Origin of the sequence: Enterobacter sp. DC4 (genome assembly GCF_000568095.1) — a bacterium.
In the GTDB taxonomy this organism is placed as follows: Bacteria; Pseudomonadota; Gammaproteobacteria; order Enterobacterales; family Enterobacteriaceae; genus Enterobacter; species Enterobacter pseudoroggenkampii.
The window spans coordinates 111,868-131,625 of sequence record NZ_AZUB01000002.1 but is presented as its reverse complement, the minus strand read 5'-3'; the positions used below and the strand labels follow the sequence as shown (position 1 = coordinate 131,625).

The window sequence follows — 19,758 nt, the reverse complement described above, 5'->3', positions numbered from 1 at the left end:
CTATTTCTCCGCCCAGGCGTAACCGCGCGCCTGCATCGATTTATATTCCTGTTTGAGTTTCGTGATGGTTTCCGGGTATTCCGGGTTCCCTTCCGCATCCACCAGCACCGACTGCTGGCTGCATTTGCAGTTGATGGAGTTGCCATCTTTGCTGTACCAGTCGCGGACCTCTTCGTTGGTGTAGAGATGGGCGTGGCGAACTGCGTGGGTATGTCGCGTTGTCGGTGACAGCGCCGAGATGTGAACCAGCAGCGTTTTCAGGCCGAAGAGGTCATTCGCCTCCTGGTCTTCATCCCACTTGGCCCGGCGCAGCGCTGTAGTCACTTCGGTTCGCGCTATCCGGTTGGCCCTGCGCTTCTCGATGCCGGTCTGGTCTGTCAGGTTGCGGGCAATGTCCAGTGGATTGAGTCCACGGCCTACGCCATCAGTCAGCACGCGCGCCATGTCGCGCTTAACGTCAGCCGTCAGCCCCTTCATTTCCTCAAATACACGAGCATGCACCAGCGCCATACGTTGCTGATATGGGTCGCTTGCGAGGATGGTGGCCAGCGACTCACGTCCGGCGGCGTACACCGGTGACTGCTGGCGGAGGTTGTAGAACGACTGACCGGTCCCTTTTTCCGAAGCCAGATCGATGTACTCGTAAAACCACAGGTCGTAATCGCCCCCCTCAAGCAGGACCTGATCTACCAGGTAACTGGCATCATTCAGGATGATTGAGAGTAGCGTTGGGTTTAGCTGGTATTCGTATCTGGCGTTTACTGCGAGGGAGGAAGGTATTTTGTCGAGTGCTGATTTGTACGCTTTGCCAATCTTATTCATCCGCCTGGCGAAGTCTTTCATTGCCCGGCGTTCCAGCGCATCGGCTCCGGTCGGATCCTGGTAGTTACGCGGCAGAATCGGTGGCTTCGCCTTCTTCGTCGCCATCCTCTTCTCCTAACGGCTCTTCGTCGTCATTGTCATAGCCCGCAGCTGTGCGAATCTCTTCACGGCTAAACGCCGGTTCGTCTCCGCTGCCCTGCATGGTCTGGTTAATCTCGCCCATGGTCTTAGCGTTGGTGAGCTTCTCAGTACCGGTCTGCTCGTTCAGGTCATCCCAGATAACAGCCTTCTGGCTGACTGAGTCGACGATCTGCAGGTCGATAAGCTTGTCGCAGAAATCCTCTATTTCGAAAGAGAGGTCCACGCGGCGTGACTGGCAGCGTGCATTCATGTACTTCTGATCTTCGGTGCTGGATCGCTCAGCCTGCTGGTTTCCAACCAAGATGCGCGTGGGAATATCCACTCCTGAGGAGGCTGTTTGAAGGTTGACGTTATATGTCGCTGACGGATCAGCTACAGCAGTCACCAGCGGTGTGACCGTGGCCCCTTGAGTTGTCATCAGAACATCGTTACCGCGGTTCATTTCCCCGGCAACGTCGTTAAACTTATCCTGCAGCTCGTCAATGCTCACGCCATAAAGCGACGCAAGATTGTTGAAGTCGATTTCCTTCTCAAAGTTGACATTAAGCTGCCGCGCGGCGTTCTTCAGGAATGACTCTCCAGACCCCCCCTCTACTTTTTCCAGGCTCACAAAGGCGTTATAAGCTGGCTCAAGAAAGCCAATAGCATCGTCTGAGTAATCGCCAAGGATGAAAACGCGATCAGGGTGGATATTGACGCGGCGGCTTGAGCCATTCGGCAACCGCTCGGCGTACTGCCACATTTTCGGCTGTCCGTACGTCTGCGAGTTAAGTCCAGTGTCCCACTCGCTCACCGTAAGCGATCCTGCCCATGCCACGGATATTTTCTGAAGGCCCCGGCCTTTGGTTACCGGTAGGCTCCAGTCTTTTTCGTCGCGGATGTGCAGAAGGATGCCTGCATAACGACCGACAAGACGGCGGCGATCAGCCTCAGAGAATGAGCGCCAGAACCGGTTGGTGAATACCTGTTTGGACTTTTTCTCCCAGGCGGTTTCTTTGCGCTTTTTGTCTGCCTGATCACCCTCGATGATTTCCGGGTTCGTCTGCCAGCACTTGCCCACCAGCTTCTCAACTGCGCCGTGAGCTATGCCACCGCGCCGGTATAGAGCGTAGAGGTTTTCGTAGGTGACCTGCTCAGGGAAGCCATATTCGCACCATGCAGAATGGCGCTTATTGTCCAGCCCCATTGTTGGCGCCATCAGCCCCATTCGGGCGCGCGCCATCCGCGCATCGTTCAACGCATGGTTGACGGCGAGAGTTAATTTGTCAGTCATGGTTTGTCCGTTTGGTTAGCGAAGGCGTTTCGGAATCATCATCCCGGCCATCTGACCTTTGCGCTTAATGTGTCCGTCGAGGCTGTAGCGGATGCCGTCCCAGCAGTGCTCATAACCATCAGCGAGTTTCGGCAATACCTCACCGGTGATGCGGTCCGTTTTGTAGGACCACATGCGAGCCTCACGAGCCACATTCTTACAGCGAGGATGGATAATGATTTCGTCGAACCCACGAAGATGGGCGATCCCGTCCTCAACGCTACCCTGCCATTTTTCAGCAGCCGAGATATTGAATCCCTGCCGTTTGAGATAGCTGATTGTCTCAGGTCGCGCAGAGTCGGCCTTGATGGGCCAGTCCCGCGCGCCTGGAATCGTGTCGTATAGCTCAGGCATGTGGTCGAGCTCAGTCTGCTGGCCGTATGCCTCGTACTCGATGTACAGCCGGTTGTGCAGGATGAACGAACGCACCAGCGTGTTAGGGTCTTTGGCAAAACCGAAGTCAGCACCGAAGAACAGACGCTCCGCTTCTTTCCAGAGGTTATCCGAGAACTCAGCGATCCGGTATTTGCCGGCCAGCACCTGCTTGTCAGAGTTTTCGAGATAAGCACCCTCCCACACCCATGCGTATGTTGCCGGGTCGAGGCGGCGCTGATCGTTCTGTCGCTCACCTTCCAGCACATCCGGGAACCACGGGTTATCCGTGTAGTTCATCTCAACGGTAATGCAGTCGTCGCCAGTTTCTTTGCGGAAGCGCTTATCCGTGGCGCTACCGTCGCGCTCCGGGTTCCACGTCACCCAAATCTCTGACCCCTCTTCACGAACTGTCGGGCTCAACTTCTGCCAGGCTATTTCGCTGACTGATTCAGCCTCATCAACCCAGCACAGCAGAATGCGCGCTTTCGACTTGATGCTGTCGAGGTTGTGCCGCAGACCGCAAAAGACATAGTTAACGCTCTTGTCGATGGTGCGGATGTACTTCTCGCCGATATCAAAGTTGGCGGCCAGCCAGGGAACAGACAGGATCGCCTGTTTCACCTCCTGCATGCTCGACTCTTCCAGTGAGTTCATGAACTCACGCGCGCAGAGCACCACTCCGCTCTCGCCGTTCATCATCGACTGATACGCCTTCACGGCTGTCATCAGTGCGAAGGTTCGCGTCTTAGCGCTGCCACGCCCACCATGCGAGCACCGGTAACGCTTATTCACGGCGGTGAACAGTGGCGCAAGCTTGGCGGGGATCGGCAGTTGAACAGCTTCACTCATGCTTTCGGCTCAACGGGGAGTAGCTGGATGATGGTCGGCTGCGGAGTCATGGTTCCATCCGGGCTGGTGTGCTCGACCTTCTGTTTGTTGCTGTACGCATCCCCGCACTCTTTGGCGGCCTGCTCCATAAGTGATGCCGCCAGCGCCATGTTGCGCATGCTCTCGGCCTTTGTCATCATCCGGTCTAGCGCGCGGAGACGATAGGCTTTGTTGGCGATCGGGATGTCGCTTAATTCGGTCTGGAAGCGCTTACGGGTTTCGTGAAATAGCTCAACCCATTTCTTCGCCAGCCCCCTGCCGTTTGCTTTCGTCGGGTCGTGGGATTCGACCTGCTGACGAGTGATGCTCAGGCCAAATTCTTTTTTGACCAGCTCAACCACCTGGGATGGAGTATCGAAGCAGGCAAGGGACTGAACGATGAAGGCTTTGACCTCACCTTTCAGTGTCGCCATGGATTACCTGCCTGTCATAATCAGTCATATTGTTAGGCCAACTTTAGCATGCATGTGCCGCATGACCTGGCTATATCGATGTGAGCCACCTCTGCTGGCGTATTGGCCGCATCAACGAGCTCCTGTACTTCTTTGCTGGCACCGTATCGACGTACGACACCAGTGAATTCTTCGACATCGTGCCCGCGCAGTGTAAGCACTGGCTGCCCGGTCTCTTTGTTGAACTTTGGCGCGCCGAAATCATCGGTGGCCTGGGCAATGTGGTAAAGCTCATGCTCTACCAGTGCGCAGAATTCAAGGTCACTGCATTTAGAGCAGTAATCGGCCGCCAGCGTGATGATGAACTTCGGAATTCGACCGAACCATTCATGCATCTGCTGTTCCATTCTGGCTTTCTGCCATCCACCGGCGCGGAGCATTACCTGTTCGGCCTGGCCGAGAACGTAGCGCCCTTTCTTCGCGAAAGAGTCAGATGCCCACATGAAGCAGAGATCAGCCTCTAACAGGTGTCCGTGGTCAGGGTTATGGATGCTGCCGGTATCACTGAGGATTTGGCGGTTTATCCACTCATGTACTTCGTTGGCGGGTATGAGCCTGGTGTATGGCTGCCAGCTCTCGGAGTCGATGAAGTTAACTGGCGGATATGGCCTGCGCTCGTCATCGTTAGCCATGGCTTACTCCGTCGTTTGTTCTGCTGGCTGTTCGGTCTGCTCTTCCGGTACTGGCGTGAACTGCACGCGCTTCACATCGGCCGGAGCGAAGTAAAGCCAGTCGCCCGTCTCGGTAGCCAGCGGCACAAAGCCGTTTACCAGCTCAGGCTGACGTCGTGACATCTTGCCCGCGAAGGTTTCGCCTGTTTGGGTGGTTAGCGTGATTTGGTAGATATCTGACATGATTACCTCTTTGCCTTGTCGCAGCTGTTGCCCTGCTTCTCAGAAGTGCTTAGCCACTTACGGCTTACCCGTCAGCAAGATGTGATCACCATCCTTGCGGGGTTACACAAATCATTTAAGGCACTGTTCTTTGATGTAGTCCTGCAGGTAGCCGACCTGCTTCGTCACTGTGGCGATTCGCTCTCTGAGGGTGAAATAATCCCGTTCAGCGGAGTCAGTAAGTCGGGGGCCGGAAGCATCGACCATGCCGCCGGTGCTGGCCGCTCCGTTCGTGGGACATTTGGCGTTGACGTGCAGCCCGCACTTGCCATCACGAACACAACGCTGCAGATCATCAAGCTGCTTTTTCGCATCAGCTAAATCCTTCGTGTATTTGGCATCCAGCGCAGCCACATCTCGCTGGCGGGTCTGCATGTCTTTGATGGTGTCGTTAGCCAGGCGGAGGCTCTTGGTGGCTTTGTCGCGCTGGTCTTTGTAGGTGATGGCGTTGTCGCGGTAGTGATTCACTAAGAACGCCAGCACGCCGATTAACGCCACCATCAGCAGCTGCAGCCAGTAACGCTTAACCAGTGCACCAATCACGACAGGAACAGAGCGCGCTCCGCCTCACGCCGACGGGTCAGCCCATTCAGGACCTTGCCACCAGCTTTATTCCAGCGCAGGAACTCATCGGCAGCGCCAGCGTAATCACCGGCGTTAAGTTTTCGCAGAAGAGTCGATGTCGACAATGACCGGGCTCCGAGGTTGTACGTGAACGACACCAGAGCATCGAATTGCCCCTGAGTCAGACCGACTTTAACCAGGCGGGACACGTCACTTTCGTAGCTGACCAGTCCTGTCTTCAGCAGGCGTTCTGCAGTCTCCTGCTTAATCGTCACACCGGCTCGGATTGGTTTGCCGTCGACAGGCTGAGTCCAGCCATATCCGATCGTCCACACTCCTACGCTGTCCTGGTACGCGGTGAGCTTGCAGCCTTCGAACTGCTTGATCAGGGCAATGCCTTTATCACTGGTTTGCATTCTTCATCCCCGTCAGGCGTTCCCAGAAGTACGTCAGCGCCACGGAGCCCATCGCTCCGCTGATACCTGACGTAACCAGAATCATGTAAAGGCTAAGCCCGCTTTCAACGCTAATCAGACCACCAATGAGACCGGTAAATCCTGACACTGCAATTTGTGCCAGTGCATTGATCCAACTCCAGGTGGCTTTGTTCTGCTTAACGTCAATAAGGTATCGGACCAGTCCGCCCCAGCATGACAGAGCAAGGACAATCAGCCATGACACTCCGGCAATGCTTTCTTTATCTTGCATACGTTTAGCCATATCACCTCCGAAAGAACGGGGTGCTGTTTGTGTAGTGGGGGAAGGCCGTCAGACACGATAGCTACGTGGCATCTGGAATTGATTGTCTGCGGCCTGAATAAAAAACCTGGCGACAAGCCAGGAAGATGAGGGTAAGGCAATGTCGGCTCTCTGGCCGTAAATACCCTGGCTGGGTTTAGTGTGTGGCGATCGGACTCGAACCGATACTCAGGTTCAGCATTAGCATCATGCCTGCCCTGCTGGCTATGCCAGTTGATGCGTTACTCTACCCATCTAACCCGCAAGCGGGAATTGAGTTACACCACAACGGATAGAGCACTGGACGCCCGGATGGCATTAGTCGCGTCTACCGGTTTTCGCCTTGTTCAATGCTCTTTCCTGTTGTGCAGATACGAAAAAGCCCAAGGCGTTAACCTCGGGCTTGAATTCTTTGTGTCGACAATCAAAGCTATGGCGACGATATCAGATTTACATGAAATATATGCGTTTCAATCCAGTTTTGCAAGACTTGAGTCTAAATTTGTCGCCTTTTGTTGTGAACGTGATCGCGTAACCTTCAACAAAGCTCCGCTGTCCAGGCGCAGGAAGATGCGCCGCATCTCAACCCAGCGATCCGTAAACGTCTCAGACCAGTTCTTTGGCGTTACACCGACCAGTTCCGCCAGCACCTGATATTCGTACGTCTCACGCCCTGCCAGCTCCGCTTTGACATCCTGCGCCGCCAGCCAGATCAGCTTCTTCAGTCGCTCCAGCGTCTTGCCGGCCACCTTCTTCGTGCCGAGATGATCCCGGAACTCTGCCCACGCCCACTGAGTGATCGCCACCTGGTACTCGAAGCGGATATTCTCGCTATAGCTCCACAGCAGCCATGCTTTCTGGTGGTCTTCCAGCGACAGAACAGCGCGGCGCCATGAGGCGGTAACAAACTCAACCGGACCCACCAGCGCGATAGACGATCCCTTTGCGCGGGACTGGCTGCCGCTCATAGGCGGACCATCAGGGTTGACCATGCGCTGCTTATCCTTGTCGAATACCTTTTTTCGGCCCCGGCTGCGCGCCGTCGCGGTGAATTGCGCGTTCTCGGCGAAAGCTACCAGTTGCCCTTTCGTCGCCCCGCTCAGATCAGCGGTCGCCACAATGAGCTGCTGACGTACGTATTCCAGTTGCTGACTGTTCATGCGGCTTCCTTATTTGGCTGGTTGGTTTTGGTCTGGCTGTGCTTTGCTACTGGTGGCAGGTTGGCGCGCTTAACGCTTTCTGCCTGATACCGGAGAATCTGGTCACGGGTCATTCATCCACCCTCTCGTTCTGCCAGAGAGGAAGTGGAGACTTATCCCCGGCGCGGCGAATTCGGGACTTGGCGTTCTTCTCAATCTGAATGAGCTTTTCGATGTTCTGTCGGCGCTGCTTTTCTTCCCGGCGGAGATATTTCACGTTCTCCATGTAGCGAGACTCCTGGTCACAGAGCGTCATTAGAAAGTCGAAAGGTTCGATGAGCGTTTCGCATCTACGGCAGCGTAAGGTTCTGTCCTTTTCGTTCACCCAAACAGTGGAGTGCAGGCACATGACCTTCTGACCTTCGCGCTGAATAACCAGCCCATCTTGCAGATCGTTATTCTTAGTAGGGAACGCGACAACTTTGCCCAGCTCTATTTCGGTTTCTGTGCTCATGCGGCCTCCAGTTCGGTGATGGTCAGTTCAAGCTTGCCGCCTTTGACGATCGGCATTCTCTTCACGCTGTAGTAGTCGACCTGCTGGTCATCGAGCCAGAACCCGGACTTAGTCAGTGCGTCAAATGCGGCCTTTTGCAGATTGTCCAGGTCCCTGCGGCGGCGATCCGGCATGTGGCACTCGATACGGATTTTCACGGGCGTGGTCAGGCCGATATCCAGCATTGAGTCTTTGATGATTCTGGCGACGCTGTCGCGGTACGCCTGCCCTTCTGCGCTGATATGCGTGCGCCCGCGGTTATGCCGGTAGTAGCGGTTGTTGCTCGGCGGCCACGGGAGGCTAATGCGGTATTCATTCATGCTTTTACGAGCCCCTCTTTAAGCCAGATGACCTGCGTGCGAGCCATGCCTTCCAACGCGCACTCCTTTGCATATTCCGCATCGACCAGGCGGGTGCGGCGATCAATCTCGTCGTGGCAACTGCTGCATGCGATGGTGGCGATCAGGTCAGGCGGCTTGATTCCGGTTCCGCACAGCCCAGCCAGGCGGATATGAGCCAGTACAGATGTCTCAGGATTTCCGTTGCATACGCCCGGGATGCGTACCTGGCATTCGCGGCCGCGTGCCGCTTTGCATAAATTAGCCATGCGTTCTCCTCGCCGCGAGACGCAGCCATTTCTGATCCACCAGGCGGGCGGTGTAGTCTTTCAGCGTCGGGATATCGGACGGCTTAACCGCGGGCTTGCGCTGGCGGCGCGCCGGAACGCGGAAGATTTCGTTTGTGATGACGCGGGAAAGTGGGCTACTCATTGCGCTCACCCCAGCGTTTAGCCCATTCAATTTCAAGGCGAGATTTTTCGCTGAACTTGACGTTCTGCTGAGTGCCAAACCAGTAGATAGCCTCAATGACTTCGACCATCTGGCGGACAGTCATCTTACTGGTTCGCTGACCGAACATCACAACGCCACCATCAAGACCGGGTGCCATGCGCTGCTCTTGCTTTTTGGACTTGGCGACCATAGCGGTGATCAGGTCTTTCCAGTCGTCAGAATCGTACTTATTGCCAAACCATGTAACCTGGTCGGAGAGGTCTTTAAGCAGTGGCCACATTTTTTTGTTCTGATCGAGGGTGCGGGTCATCTCCTTGATATCGAGAACCAACGGGCGCTTGGCGTCCACCGGTAGCTCCCGGATGAAGTTGATAGCGTTTTGCTTGATGGCGTCGTTGACGAGGTGGAATTGCTGCTTCATACGCCACCTCCAAGAGATAACGCAGAATGCAGAAAATCGCAGGTGCATTTCTGCATCTGTGACAAGGTGAGGAGTTCAGATTGTGGTCGCATTTAAGTCCCCTTAAATGCGCAGAAGTCGCAACCGGCTGTTCAGACCGACTGCGACTTAATTATAACATCACTTTTGAAAAATGATTATCAAGAATCACTCTAACTTCGGCGCTGCTGCTATCATCGCTGCCCAGCACAACTTAGCCCGGTGCGCCGCCTGCTGGCATCCACTCATAGCATCGTATGCTTCCCACTCCTTCTCGTCGCTGAAGCTCTCATCAGGCTCTGATTCAAAGCCATTGACGATCATGTCATCAGTAGGCTCAACCGGAACCATAACCCAGCCATCCGGAATCACCGGAGAGTTGCTGCAGCGCGACTCGACGATTTCGACACCCTGAAGCATGGCGGCACGGCGCCGTAGTAACTCCATCAACACATTTTCAAACAAGCGGGCGTTCACCTCTACGGAACCATGAACACCACGAGAGTTGCATTCGGTAATTACTGCCTGGGTTTCAGAGAGAATTTTTGTCAGTCGCTCTGTGGTAATAGTGCTCATGCTGTCGCTCCTTCCTGATACTGTTCAAACCAGAACACAATCGGGTCCGGCTTCATCTTAACCAACCCCATGCGCACCAGAGCCTTCCCCTTACCGGAACGCAGAAACTCCCTGCGACCATCGTCAATAATTCGGCGGTAATCATCCAGGCTACTGCAGTGCTTATGCAGGTTGCATGGGTGGCAGGCCGGGACAAGATTGTCGATTTCATCCCTCTCCTGGTAAAGCATCTGTCCTTCAAAACGAATAACCGGCTTCACGTGGTCAGCGTGCCATTTGTCGCCAAGCTCGCAGCCACAATAAGCACAGCGACCACCGAACTTCATGCGCAACTCTGCGCGCTGTTTTTTCGTCAGTGCCATGCTTACGCCCCTTTATCGGCTGCGGCGGCCGACTCTTCGTATGCGCGTTTGGAGCCATTCAGAATTGCAGCAAGCGGCGTGTAAGCGCCTCCGCCTGCGATTGTGTTGTGAATGCCGGCCATTGCCTCGCGTAGATTGTTGTGACTCGCCTCCAGATCAGCAATCCGCTTCTCTGCGGCTTCCAGCTTTGCCTCTGCATCTTTGGCGCGCGTCTGCCATTTGATAGCGCTGTCGATAACGCTGTTAGCGCAGCTGGACTCGTTAGCTTCCGCAGCTTTAGATTCATACAGCTCATCAAGCAATCCCAGGACAACAGCAGGCGTGGCGAGCGTGATAAAACGCATATTGCTCTTATGCTCTTCATCGCTGATATCATCACCGGCTTCGACCACCGCCATGTGCTGAACCATGCCGCTCTCATCGGTATGCCAGATTGCCCCTGCCTCGTAATCCCATTTACCCTGAAGTGCTTTCTCTGCTGCTGCTTGCAGCGCCTGTTTGTCGATGTTGCTCATTGGGCGGCCTCCTTCTTCTCTGCCTTCAGAATCATGCGAGAACCATCATCAAGCTCCCAGCCTATTTCCCCACCCTCTGCCATAACCAGTTGCCAGACGAGCTGTGCAGCTTCGTTGGTCACATCACGCCCGCGATCATTGCCCACACGCAGACGACCACCACCTTCCAAATCACGCATTTTTGCCAACGTGATAGTTTTGCACAGTGGTGAGAAACCGAGTTGAAGTTTTGCTGTATTGCTCATTGTGCGGATCCTTCTGTCTTTGCTGGTATGAAGCGCGATGGTGACCAGTCGCAATAGGTATCGGTCTCTGTATGACCACACAGAAATTTACAGCGGCGCATGTGATGGCAATTACCACAGCGAATACCCTCTGGCAGGCGCATTTTATCTGGGTCGGATGGGTCATAATTCAGCACTTTGGTGGTGTTGCTCATTGGGCGGCCTCCCCGTGGTTAGCGAATTCACCGTGTGTTTTTCCTCTAAATAACCTCACAGCTTCAATCGCACACTCTTTGTTTTCAAATGAGCCTATCCAGTTTTCATGGCCGTTGCAGGTGCATCGAGCAACCCATTTATTTATTCTTTTATCCCAGGACACACCCTTAACTCCGCTGGCATTATCGCTTCTCATATTTGAGTTCTGACCATTTTGCGCGCGATTTGCAGCGCGTAAGTTTGAGAGTCGATTGTCCGCCCTGTTTAGATTTTTATGATCAACCATTTCAGGCATATACCCATAGACATAAAGAAATGCGAGCCGGTGTGCCTTGAATGTTTTCCCGCCTATTTTTATATTTATATATCCGTGTCCATTAAGGCCGCCGGCAATACTCCCAGCCGCAACCCCGCCACCACCTTTCTTGCGCGTGAAAATGCCTGTTTCAGGGTCATAATGAAGTAAAGATTTCAGCTTATCTTGGGTTAATTCACACATTTCCACACCTCCCATAGACGGAAAGAATCCTTTTCATAACAGCGCTGTTGCGGCACTCCTGGCAGATCACGTTCGTGTCCGCCCGCTGAATTAACTTCGACTTGCCGTGCTTCATGCCCGGTATCGTGTCAGGGGCGAATCGCATGCCGTAGCTGGTTAAGCTGTACAGGCGCTGGCCGTATTTTCCTTCGCAGCTGATCAGCCCATCGGCCAGTAGCGTACTCACCGTCCCGGATATCTTTTTGGTGTCCATGCCGATAAGCCCTGCCAGTTTTGCGTTGTTCAGTCCTGGGTTATTGCGCAGGTCTGCCAGCACCTGCTCACGGATTGTTATGGTCATCTCACACCATCCCGTTCGACTTGTTGCGGTTGTACTTCGCCAGCAGCAGCTGGATCGGCGTCGGCCCGTGCTCGGCAGCCGGTGCTGCAATCGCCCGGCGTACCGGCGGAACTGGCTTACCCTCGGTGACGCGCTTCTCCCACATGTCCAGCAGATCACCCGCCTCGCGTGCCAGTTCACCATGAGTCAACTGGCGCTCTGTGCTGCGGTGGCGCAGTTCAACGCAGATGTGGTACATGACCGGCTGCGACCAGGGGAATTGCTCACTGGAAGTGAACTCGAACGAACGATTACGCCAGTCCCAGTATTCGGTGATCACCTGGTCAACGGTGATACCCAGCGCGCCGCCGCTCTGTTTGCACCAGGCGACGAACTGGCCCGGAGACGGCAGGAATGGACGCTCCTGGCGGCGGGCAATGCGCATACCGGCATCGACCTGGGCCATTGAGTGGATCCCGTTCTCCTGAAACGCCAGCAGCCACTGACGGCGAAATTCGTCTAAATCACGCTGCTCACGGAAGTTCGCCATGCTGGCCGGGAACGCGGCGCGCAGCTCGTTGAACAGCTTGTTGAATACCTGAGCCACCTGATCTACCGGCGCACGCTCCTGATACTGCTCTGGCAGGTTATGGGCCATGCGGCTCATCTGCTCGCGATCGTGGTTACGCATCTGCTCTGCAAGAGATTTCATCGAATCACCCCATAAGCCCAGTCAGTGTTGTTGAAGTCCAGATCCGGCTTAGCGGCTGGTTTGCCGCGTACTGCCGCCTGCTTGTTCTGATAACTCAGCTTCTGGCTGGCAGTGATAAACCAATTTTTTGGCTTCTCATGCGTGAACTCGATATCCAGCTTCTGAAGTTCGTAATTCAGGTCTATCAGCGGGTACAGGTTTAACCATGCCTGGTAGTCCTTGTGGTTCAGCCGAACGATCTGGCCCTCGAATGCGTACCGACTCGATATTTCATGAATATCTGCATTGGCCTCTTCGCAAGACGCGTCAGCGGCTTGGGTGTTAACCAAGGAATCCGGATCAGGGATAGGGGAATCAGGAATCAGGTTAAGGGAATCAGCAGGATTTAAACTGTTCTGAACCTGTTCTTGCACCTTACTAGCACCGTGCTTTTCTTGTGCTTCATTATTTTCAATTACTTGAGTCTTTCCCTCTTCTTCCTTTTCCTCTTTTGCATCTGAATTGCACTGTCCTTGTTCGGTGCCATTTTGGTTCTTAGGCGGTTCTGGTATCTCACTTGCCGCTTCTTTGCAGTGCGGGTTCTGGTGCTTTTTCCAGTTAGAAACTTGAATGTAGGAATCACCATTCACTTGGTATCGATTGATGAATTTATGCTGATGCAGCTGCTGCAACAAAGCGTCACAATCGACATCATCGAACGGCAGTACCATGGCTTTAATTTTCTTCGGTCGGTCATCCAGGCGACCCTCTTTATCGGCAATAGTCCACAGACCAGCGAAGAGAATGCGAGCCAGTGGCTGACATTCTGCGAGCTCGTCATTAGTGAAAAAGCCTGGCTTGATGTTTCGTGAGCGAGCCATCAAAATCCTCCTGGTTTCTGCGGACCATACACACCCGCAGCTTCTTGGGATGCAATGTATGCTTCGCGATGTTGAATGTACTCACGGACGACAGGTATTCCCCTCCCATCCATAAACGCTAACGAGCAACCACCCCTATTGACGAGATGCAGATATTCCCTTCCGATTTCTACCAACCTTTTTGTCGCCGCGTACTGGCAGCCGAAAACTGATATATCGAGATCGTCAAACAGTTCTTGCAAAGAGAAAGGTTCGCTCTGCTCAATGCAAATAACGTCATAGGAATCAGCAAGTTCCTCTATCGTGGCGCTACGGCTGATTAAACCGATTGCATCAGCTGCTTCAGCGATTTCTTCTTCAGTGCATCTGAAAAACTCACGACCAGGATTGATTCGGCAGTTGGACAGGTATTGATGAAACTCCTGTTCATGGCCTCTCGGGTTATCGGAAAAGTAGGCGCTATGGACTTCAAATGGCGCCGGTATGCCAGTGCCCTGTGAAATCTGAGCAGCACGTATTTCAGGCTCATTTACTGTCATTCCTATTTTGAAGATTCCCGGCATGTATGGATTTTTGAGCGCGTAAATCCACCCTTGAGATCTGAGTCCGCTAGGAATATCAAGATGCTTAACCTTCTCTTTCTCCAGGCTGAGCGGCAAAAACATCGTGTTATGCATCAATTTCTCTGCCATAATTACTCCCGTTACTTGGCGTAACACAGTGTTTGGAAGGCCTTTGAAGTGACCGCTTCAAGGGCTTTTTCTTTTCTGGTTCCTCTCACATGACCCCCAGCATCGACGTAACCATCGTCATCAGCGGCCCTACCTGCTCCGGCATGAGGCGGAAGAGCGACGCTATACCCTCGCTTACCTCTTTCAGCTTCTGATGCTCTGGAGCGTCCAGAAGCACTGCCTGTTTAGCTTCGGCACACTCTTTCATCGCAGAGGCGATCAGAGACATAGTGTCGTTCTGCGGCGCCAGGCGGTTTCGATACTCCAGCGGCAGGACGGACATGATTGCCGGTGTCAGCTGGCGCACGTTCTCGCGGTACTGTTCGGAGTCGAAACGGTTATCCAGGAAGCGGAACAGCTTCTGGCGCGCCCGGCTGATGTCTTCCGGAAAGCTGATGGCGGTCCCGCCCTGCTCCCGGTATTCGTTGATGATCAGCGCCGAGACGACGTCCTGATTGTCCAGCGCCGAAGACCATGCCCGGACCGCATCGCGGATATTTTCGTGGTCTGGCGCCGCTTTAGGTTGAGCGCGGTTTATCACCGCTCCCGGGTGTATTCCGGTATTGTGTTGATACGCAAGTGAATGCATTGCTTTCCCTTTCGTGGTTAGGGCCGCCGTTAAGCGGCATGGTTCTCTGGGTGTGGAAACAGGTCGGGAAGATCAGGTCGAATTTCGTGTGCCTTAATCTCGCCGCCAGTAGCGTTTACGATGGCTGTTACTTTTTCCGGAGATACGGAACCACCGTTAAGCCACTTGTGAACCGCTGGCTGGCTAACGCCGCAAATATCTGCGAGTCGCTTCTGGCTGCCAACGATTTCTAAAGCTCGTTGAATAACTTTGTTCATGGATTTTACCTATCCGATTACTGGATTAATGAAAAGATAACTCAAGTTATGAGCATTGTCCATAACCTTTGTTATTTTACTCTGCATAACCTGAGTTATATATTGGCGCTATGAAAACATTCGCAGATCGACTAAACGCGGCTATGAGCGCCGCAGGCATATCCCAAGGGCAGCTGGCTGAGAAAGTTGGCATATCTCAACCTGCAATTCAGAAAATGACATCAGGCAAAACCACAGGAAGCCGTAAGATGGTTGAGCTTGCTCATGCATTGAATGTGCGTCCGGAATGGCTCAGTTCTGGCATAGGCTCAATGCAGGACGAAGTACGCAAGGAATCCGCTATCCCACCAGAATCGGAATGGGGTAAAGTTGACGCTTGGGATAGCAAAACAGATCTGCCAGATGACGAGGTCGAAGTGCCATATCTGAAAGACATAGAACTTGCTTGTGGTGATGGTTCCTGCTTGGAAGATGACTATAACGGATTCAAACTCCGTTTTGCGAAGTCTACCCTGCGTAAGGTTGGAGCCCAGAAAGATAGTGTGCTGTGCTTCCCGGCATCAGGAAATAGCATGGAGCCTATGATCCCAGAGGGAACAACCATCGCTATTAACACGAACGATAAAAAAATCGTCGATGGCAAAGTCTATGCAATCAGCCAGGATGGATGGAAAAGACTAAAATCCATTTATCGTGTGAGCCCTACTCGTATCGTGATTCGCAGCTTCAACAGTGAAGAGTACCCTGATGAAGAGGCTGACATTGAAAGCGTAGAGATCCTTGGGCGCATGTTCTGGACGTCTACTATCTGGTAATTCAGAGGGCATGGATGAAATTACAACTTATAGCATTATCTTTTCTGGCCTTAACAACGAACGCAATCGGGTCAAGCATTCTGAGCTGCGATTACGCTAAGTCCGACATAAGCAAAGGTGCTAATGCACCTATGATTCCCGGCGGTAAGGGTACTGTAGAATTTGATGGCAAATCCTTTAAAGCCACCCGTCCAGCTGGCGGCGTGGTCATTTCCCCGATAATCAGTGAACAAAAAAACGGAATGCTTTTTCTTGATGATAAGACAAAAGTGTTCGCCGCAAGCCTTTCTAAAACTGAATTCGCCATCTCAGACCGTATTGCTCGAATAACTGAGCAATGGGCTAACTGCATTGATGTAAGTCCAACACCTAACACTTCTGATAACGAGAAACCGGCAACTGTCTGGAAATATAGATCTCTCACGAAGCAGGAGATTAATGCTGTTGAGAACGCAGTAAAAGACCAATTGAAGGATCCTGAAAGCGCCAGGTTCAAGCACTCAAAGTTTGTGAGCAACGGGAAAGGGGCCTACTGCGGCCTAGTTAACTCGAAAAACTCATACGGCGGCTATGCTGGAAACACCCCATTCATGGTCATGCTTATTAATAATGGCAAACCACACGCTGGCTTTATAGGTATGGGTGGTGATGATGCCGAGACCCTATCAACGATATCAGTCTGCAAAGACAACGGTTATTTCTAACCCCCATTTGATTATAAGCCCCGCAATGCGGGGTTTTTTATTGCCCAAAATCCATCAACCCCACCTTTTTACAAAAATAAATTCTTTTAGTTATCATGCCATTATAACTTTTGTGATGATAATTATAAATTAGGTTATTGCCATCACTCATAACTAAGGTTATCTTTAATCCATCGAAACGAAACATCGACAGCTGAGCGAAGTTAGCCAGCGGCGGACAGCAAGCCGCCTGCTCATTAAGAATTCAGTCAAGCAGCAAATCACCCGGAGCGCTCCTGGCAAATTGAAATGGCGCCCAATGGGATTGAGGCAGGTGTGTAACGCGTGGCGGGTATAGCACACGAAGAGGACTCCGCACCGGAATGGTTTGCTGCTCAGATCCCGAACATCGGGGAACCTTTACCAGCAGCTCTTTGCGAGGGGCTGACGGTAAACAAAGAGAGGTGAATATGGGAAGCGAGTTAACGTTTCAGGATCGCACTGTCGTGCCATTTGATAACGGTGACGGGAAAATCTGGTTCACAACAGAAGCGCTGGCCGACCTTCTTGGTTATGCAAACGCCAATAAGGTTTCCAACATCTACAACCGCCACAAAGATGAGTTCACGGATAGTATGACGACCGTGACCAAAGTGAGGAAGGATGGGATAAACAATAGCTTACGTGAAGTTGAAATGCGTATTTTCTCCCCGAGAGGTGCGCACCTCATCGGCATGGTCTCTCGTACCAAAGTAGCCAAAGACCTGCGTATCTGGATGCTTGACCTGGTTGAAAAAGAATCTGGCATTCAGATAGCCCCATTGAATGTCTCAGGCCTTGCCAAACTGACCGGGCAGCAGATTCACGATCAGATCGCATCATTCGATGAGTTGTCTTTTAAACATCGCGGACAAAAAGGCAGTGGCTTGCTCGCGCAGCGTAAGAAAGACAAAAAGCGCGTTAAGGAAGCGACTCTCCTCGCGCTCCAGTTAACTCAGTTCAGCATCCCAGATCTTGGCGAATTCTCAGAAGGTCTCCCTGTATGAGCCCGCAGGAGTTCATTCACAAAAACATCACGTCCGAGCTAATAAAGCTGGGCTACGACGAGAATGCGGCGATGACCGGCGCGGACATGGCGGTGGATCATTACCGTCGCTGCTCTCAGGCAAGCCGCAAGGGGAGGATTTTCGACGACTGCCTTTATATCGCTAAGCAGTGGGCTGGAAAGCACAAGTCCAAACAAAAATAGGCCGCCTAACCAGCGGCTTTTTTCATACCTCACCGTTCTCGATGAGTGCGGTTAGTTATGACAACCGGCGGCCATCCACCGCCAGCATATTTTCGTACAAGCGCAGAAGTCTTGTATTAACCGTTCGGCGGCGCGGCCTTAAGCGCGGAGATGATTATGGGCACTGTAAAAATGATTGGGGCCAGCCCGTTAACTGGAACGATTTTTGAAGGTCGTCTCAACCCAGTTAAGAGTTGCTGGGTTGGAAAGAAAACTGATGTTACCGACATGGTTCTCAGAGCAACAGCTGACCACCTCTACGTCGTAAAAAAGGAATACGCATTCCCCTTGAGAGACGGAAAGGTTGCAGTGTTGAGTATGGCAATTTTTGATGAAATGCCAGAGCGATTCATAGGTGGGACGGAGCATGGTGAATCATGAAAGTCACTCACAACGGCAAGCTGTACACAATCAAAAAAATGGCAGATGGCCACCACTGGCAGCTGGCTTCAGCTGATAAGCCCCGCGAAAAGATAACCATGAACCGCTGGCAGCTGCACATCGCTGGCATCCTTGAGCAACTGGAGCGTAAAAAATGATGCATCACTACGGTACGACGCCACTCATTCGCCAGTGCTTAACGCCGGGAATGATGGCGATGCATAAGGGCAGAACCTATCGCGTCTCAGCGGTTATCCAGGAGCGCAAATGTGTTTACCTGCACACCGACGCCGAAATCATCCGCCTCAGTGACTGCGTGATGATTGACGTACTGCTCGACGGTCACGGCAACCCTATCCAGCACTAACCACCCTATTCAACCGATCGGCCTGGCATTACGCGGGCGGCCTTCGCACGCACTTTTTAAGGAGTCTTTATGCAACCTTACGAGCGATTAACCTCTGAACGACTGGCAAGTTTGCCAGAAGGATCCCGACTCAAACTCGGCGGCCAAATTATCAAGCTTACCGGGCGAGGGTCATTTACTAACAGCGCCGGACGCACCGAGAACATGATCGAGTATGTCGATTCACGTGGTGTGCCAGGCAGTTTTGCAGAAAGCATCATTCTCGACTCAGCTACCGAGTACCTCAGCTCTGTAATGTGTGCTTACTGCGGCGCGCGGCGCCATAAGAGCGATTGCACTGTTCAGACGGTATCGACCTACATGTCGACGTCACAAAAGCATTTCTGCACCGACAAAGGCTGCGCTGAGAAGTTCTTCCGCCAGAACCCTTCACGCGCCAAGACATCACGGAGAACGCGATGGTAACTCAGCAAACCGGATTGCTGATGGTTGCCATGCTCTGCCTGCTGTATGACCTCCAGCCGGCAGACCTCGAATCACTGGCCCACCAGCTCGCAGAATTTGACGCAGTTAACGACCACCTTACGGAGATTAAGCATGTTGCGAGTTATTGATACCGAAACTACCAGCCTGGAAGGCAGTGTGCTGGAGATAGCCAGCGTGGATATCGTTGACGGCGTTATCTGCAACCCCATGAGCGACTTTGTGAAGCCCGCTGAGGCGATAAGCTTCGAGGCTATGGCTATCCACCATATCACTGAAGATATGGTCGCTGACGCCCCGTTGATTGGCGAAATTATCGGTCGTTACCTTGGCGCGCAGGCTTACGTCGCGCACAACGCGAAGTTCGATAAATCGAAGTTGCCACAAATCGATGCACCATGGATTTGCACCGCTAAGCTGGCCCGCGCTCTTCTCCCGGATCACCCAAGCCACAGTAACCAGTACCTGCGTTACAGCCTGGGCCTGAAACCTGAACTTCCGGAAGGTCTGTATGCGCACCGCGCGCTGTATGACTGCTACGTCACTGCTGAATTGCTTCTGTACATGGGCCGCCTGGCGAAATGGACGTTTGGCGAAATGCGCGCCATTTCAAACAGCCCATCACTGATTAAGGCGATCCGGTTCGGCAAGCATAAGGGCATGACGTTTGAAGAAATTGCGAAGGTCGACCCTGGCTATCTCCGCTGGTTGTCCAGCAACAGCGACGACGAAGACATTCTCTTCACAATCCAACACTGGCTTAAGGGGTGATTT

At 52.9% G+C, this 19,758-nt stretch carries 38 protein-coding genes; 10 read left to right on the top strand and 28 right to left on the bottom strand.

All coding sequences use genetic code 11. The annotated features are described in order from the left end of the window. The 28 genes from P349_RS17655 to P349_RS0124155 all read right to left on the bottom strand — a co-directional run bounded on the left by P349_RS17655 (position 1) and on the right by P349_RS0124155 (position 14,967). Positions 1–927 (bottom strand): phage minor head protein, encoded by a 927-nt coding sequence (locus P349_RS17655; protein WP_032646333.1) that lies wholly within the window; start codon positions 925–927, stop codon positions 1–3. Then, positions 887–2,236, bottom strand: a complete 1,350-nt coding sequence (locus P349_RS17660) for an anti-CBASS protein Acb1 family protein (protein WP_032646334.1) — start codon at positions 2,234–2,236, stop codon at positions 887–889. The genes P349_RS17655 and P349_RS17660 overlap by 41 nt, the downstream gene beginning before the upstream one ends. Before the next feature lie 15 nt (positions 2,237–2,251). After that, entirely contained in the window at positions 2,252–3,499 is a 1,248-nt protein-coding gene (locus P349_RS17665; RefSeq protein WP_032646336.1) for a PBSX family phage terminase large subunit, read from the bottom strand. Next, complete coding sequence (locus P349_RS17670) at positions 3,496–3,951, bottom strand: DUF2280 domain-containing protein (RefSeq protein ID WP_032646338.1); 456 nt, start codon at positions 3,949–3,951, stop codon at positions 3,496–3,498. The genes P349_RS17665 and P349_RS17670 overlap by 4 nt, the downstream gene beginning before the upstream one ends. A gap of 32 nt (positions 3,952–3,983) precedes the next feature. Then, the gene (locus tag P349_RS17675) at positions 3,984–4,622 is read right to left on the bottom strand and encodes a putative metallopeptidase (RefSeq protein ID WP_032646339.1); all 639 of its coding nucleotides are present in this window, start codon (positions 4,620–4,622) and stop codon (positions 3,984–3,986) included. A 3-nt stretch (positions 4,623–4,625) separates the two neighbouring features. Further along, the gene (locus P349_RS17680) at positions 4,626–4,844 is read right to left on the bottom strand and encodes a hypothetical protein (RefSeq protein WP_032646340.1); all 219 of its coding nucleotides are present in this window, start codon (positions 4,842–4,844) and stop codon (positions 4,626–4,628) included. Between the two features lie 111 nt (positions 4,845–4,955). Next, the gene (locus P349_RS25955) at positions 4,956–5,426 is read right to left on the bottom strand and encodes a lysis protein (RefSeq protein ID WP_032646341.1); all 471 of its coding nucleotides are present in this window, start codon (positions 5,424–5,426) and stop codon (positions 4,956–4,958) included. Then, a complete protein-coding gene (locus P349_RS17690) occupies positions 5,423–5,863 on the bottom strand; it encodes a lysozyme (RefSeq protein ID WP_032646342.1) in 441 nt (146 codons plus the stop codon). The genes P349_RS25955 and P349_RS17690 overlap by 4 nt, the downstream gene beginning before the upstream one ends. Continuing rightward, positions 5,850–6,155 carry a phage holin family protein gene (locus P349_RS17695; protein ID WP_122008274.1) on the bottom strand — a complete coding sequence of 102 codons (306 nt, stop codon included), beginning with the start codon at positions 6,153–6,155 and terminating at the stop codon, positions 5,850–5,852. The genes P349_RS17690 and P349_RS17695 overlap by 14 nt, the downstream gene beginning before the upstream one ends. Positions 6,156–6,655: 500 nt before the next feature. Continuing rightward, positions 6,656–7,345 (bottom strand): bacteriophage antitermination protein Q, encoded by a 690-nt coding sequence (locus P349_RS17700; protein ID WP_032646344.1) that lies wholly within the window; start codon positions 7,343–7,345, stop codon positions 6,656–6,658. Continuing rightward, a complete protein-coding gene (locus P349_RS26235) occupies positions 7,342–7,458 on the bottom strand; it encodes a hypothetical protein (protein ID WP_152540056.1) in 117 nt (38 codons plus the stop codon). Before P349_RS26235 ends, P349_RS17700 begins: the two co-directional genes overlap by 4 nt. After that, on the bottom strand, positions 7,455–7,838 hold the full coding sequence (locus tag P349_RS17705; RefSeq protein WP_032646345.1) for a hypothetical protein: 384 nt from the start codon (positions 7,836–7,838) through the stop codon (positions 7,455–7,457). Before P349_RS17705 ends, P349_RS26235 begins: the two co-directional genes overlap by 4 nt. Further along, a complete protein-coding gene (gene rusA / locus P349_RS17710) occupies positions 7,835–8,197 on the bottom strand; it encodes a crossover junction endodeoxyribonuclease RusA (RefSeq protein WP_032646347.1) in 363 nt (120 codons plus the stop codon). Before rusA ends, P349_RS17705 begins: the two co-directional genes overlap by 4 nt. Then, positions 8,194–8,484 carry a DUF1364 domain-containing protein gene (locus P349_RS17715; protein WP_015964709.1) on the bottom strand — a complete coding sequence of 97 codons (291 nt, stop codon included), beginning with the start codon at positions 8,482–8,484 and terminating at the stop codon, positions 8,194–8,196. The genes rusA and P349_RS17715 overlap by 4 nt, the downstream gene beginning before the upstream one ends. After that, a complete protein-coding gene (locus P349_RS17720; protein WP_032646348.1) occupies positions 8,477–8,647 on the bottom strand; it encodes a NinE family protein in 171 nt (56 codons plus the stop codon). Before P349_RS17720 ends, P349_RS17715 begins: the two co-directional genes overlap by 8 nt. Beyond that, positions 8,640–9,089 (bottom strand): recombination protein NinB, encoded by a 450-nt coding sequence (locus P349_RS17725; protein ID WP_023330681.1) that lies wholly within the window; start codon positions 9,087–9,089, stop codon positions 8,640–8,642. The genes P349_RS17720 and P349_RS17725 overlap by 8 nt, the downstream gene beginning before the upstream one ends. A 186-nt stretch (positions 9,090–9,275) precedes the next feature. Further along, positions 9,276–9,683: a hypothetical protein gene (locus P349_RS24945; RefSeq protein ID WP_050597477.1), complete on the bottom strand. Its 408-nt coding sequence runs from the start codon at positions 9,681–9,683 to the stop codon at positions 9,276–9,278. Further along, the gene (locus tag P349_RS17730; RefSeq protein WP_032646349.1) at positions 9,680–10,045 is read right to left on the bottom strand and encodes an HNH endonuclease; all 366 of its coding nucleotides are present in this window, start codon (positions 10,043–10,045) and stop codon (positions 9,680–9,682) included. The genes P349_RS24945 and P349_RS17730 overlap by 4 nt, the downstream gene beginning before the upstream one ends. 2 nt (positions 10,046–10,047) lie before the next feature. Further along, positions 10,048–10,560, bottom strand: coding sequence for an ead/Ea22-like family protein (locus tag P349_RS0124165; protein ID WP_071995280.1), 513 nt, complete (start codon positions 10,558–10,560; stop codon positions 10,048–10,050). After that, a complete protein-coding gene (locus P349_RS17735) occupies positions 10,557–10,805 on the bottom strand; it encodes a DUF7446 family protein (protein WP_032646350.1) in 249 nt (82 codons plus the stop codon). The genes P349_RS0124165 and P349_RS17735 overlap by 4 nt, the downstream gene beginning before the upstream one ends. Beyond that, complete coding sequence (locus P349_RS26740) at positions 10,802–10,999, bottom strand: hypothetical protein (protein ID WP_071995279.1); 198 nt, start codon at positions 10,997–10,999, stop codon at positions 10,802–10,804. The genes P349_RS17735 and P349_RS26740 overlap by 4 nt, the downstream gene beginning before the upstream one ends. After that, entirely contained in the window at positions 10,996–11,499 is a 504-nt protein-coding gene (locus tag P349_RS17740; RefSeq protein WP_050597476.1) for an HNH endonuclease, read from the bottom strand. Before P349_RS17740 ends, P349_RS26740 begins: the two co-directional genes overlap by 4 nt. After that, positions 11,492–11,839, bottom strand: a complete 348-nt coding sequence (locus P349_RS17745; protein ID WP_032646352.1) for a Ren protein — start codon at positions 11,837–11,839, stop codon at positions 11,492–11,494. Before P349_RS17745 ends, P349_RS17740 begins: the two co-directional genes overlap by 8 nt. Position 11,840: 1 nt before the next feature. Then, positions 11,841–12,530, bottom strand: coding sequence for a replication protein P (locus P349_RS17750; RefSeq protein WP_032646354.1), 690 nt, complete (start codon positions 12,528–12,530; stop codon positions 11,841–11,843). Beyond that, positions 12,527–13,390, bottom strand: coding sequence for a hypothetical protein (locus P349_RS17755; RefSeq protein ID WP_032646356.1), 864 nt, complete (start codon positions 13,388–13,390; stop codon positions 12,527–12,529). Before P349_RS17755 ends, P349_RS17750 begins: the two co-directional genes overlap by 4 nt. After that, the gene (locus P349_RS24940; protein ID WP_049012403.1) at positions 13,390–14,082 is read right to left on the bottom strand and encodes a GIY-YIG nuclease family protein; all 693 of its coding nucleotides are present in this window, start codon (positions 14,080–14,082) and stop codon (positions 13,390–13,392) included. Before P349_RS24940 ends, P349_RS17755 begins: the two co-directional genes overlap by 1 nt. An 85-nt stretch (positions 14,083–14,167) precedes the next feature. Continuing rightward, complete coding sequence (locus P349_RS17760) at positions 14,168–14,710, bottom strand: toxin YdaT domain-containing protein (protein WP_032646357.1); 543 nt, start codon at positions 14,708–14,710, stop codon at positions 14,168–14,170. 29 nt (positions 14,711–14,739) lie between these two features. Next, entirely contained in the window at positions 14,740–14,967 is a 228-nt protein-coding gene (locus tag P349_RS0124155) for a transcriptional regulator (protein WP_016042179.1), read from the bottom strand. 110 nt (positions 14,968–15,077) lie between these two features. Between P349_RS0124155 and P349_RS17765 the strand changes: the two genes are divergently transcribed. The 10 genes from P349_RS17765 to exoX all read left to right on the top strand — a co-directional run bounded on the left by P349_RS17765 (position 15,078) and on the right by exoX (position 19,755). Then, on the top strand, positions 15,078–15,782 hold the full coding sequence (locus tag P349_RS17765; RefSeq protein ID WP_032646358.1) for an XRE family transcriptional regulator: 705 nt from the start codon (positions 15,078–15,080) through the stop codon (positions 15,780–15,782). 14 nt (positions 15,783–15,796) lie between these two features. Beyond that, positions 15,797–16,486 carry a hypothetical protein gene (locus P349_RS17770; protein ID WP_032646359.1) on the top strand — a complete coding sequence of 230 codons (690 nt, stop codon included), beginning with the start codon at positions 15,797–15,799 and terminating at the stop codon, positions 16,484–16,486. Between the two features lie 449 nt (positions 16,487–16,935). Next, positions 16,936–17,511 (top strand): BRO-N domain-containing protein, encoded by a 576-nt coding sequence (locus tag P349_RS24935; RefSeq protein WP_050597475.1) that lies wholly within the window; start codon positions 16,936–16,938, stop codon positions 17,509–17,511. Next, positions 17,508–17,714 (top strand): hypothetical protein, encoded by a 207-nt coding sequence (locus P349_RS17775; protein ID WP_032646361.1) that lies wholly within the window; start codon positions 17,508–17,510, stop codon positions 17,712–17,714. Before P349_RS24935 ends, P349_RS17775 begins: the two co-directional genes overlap by 4 nt. Before the next feature lie 156 nt (positions 17,715–17,870). Next, positions 17,871–18,134: a DUF7446 family protein gene (locus P349_RS17780; protein ID WP_032646362.1), complete on the top strand. Its 264-nt coding sequence runs from the start codon at positions 17,871–17,873 to the stop codon at positions 18,132–18,134. Beyond that, the gene (locus P349_RS26600) at positions 18,131–18,292 is read left to right on the top strand and encodes a hypothetical protein (protein WP_032646363.1); all 162 of its coding nucleotides are present in this window, start codon (positions 18,131–18,133) and stop codon (positions 18,290–18,292) included. Before P349_RS17780 ends, P349_RS26600 begins: the two co-directional genes overlap by 4 nt. After that, the gene (locus tag P349_RS17790) at positions 18,289–18,501 is read left to right on the top strand and encodes a cell division protein FtsZ (RefSeq protein WP_032646365.1); all 213 of its coding nucleotides are present in this window, start codon (positions 18,289–18,291) and stop codon (positions 18,499–18,501) included. Before P349_RS26600 ends, P349_RS17790 begins: the two co-directional genes overlap by 4 nt. A gap of 69 nt (positions 18,502–18,570) precedes the next feature. Continuing rightward, the gene (locus tag P349_RS17795; RefSeq protein ID WP_032646366.1) at positions 18,571–18,966 is read left to right on the top strand and encodes a hypothetical protein; all 396 of its coding nucleotides are present in this window, start codon (positions 18,571–18,573) and stop codon (positions 18,964–18,966) included. Then, entirely contained in the window at positions 18,960–19,115 is a 156-nt protein-coding gene (locus tag P349_RS26595; protein ID WP_162876078.1) for a hypothetical protein, read from the top strand. Before P349_RS17795 ends, P349_RS26595 begins: the two co-directional genes overlap by 7 nt. After that, the gene (gene exoX, locus P349_RS17800; protein WP_032646367.1) at positions 19,099–19,755 is read left to right on the top strand and encodes an exodeoxyribonuclease X; all 657 of its coding nucleotides are present in this window, start codon (positions 19,099–19,101) and stop codon (positions 19,753–19,755) included. Before P349_RS26595 ends, exoX begins: the two co-directional genes overlap by 17 nt. Positions 19,756–19,758 lie beyond the last annotated feature (3 nt).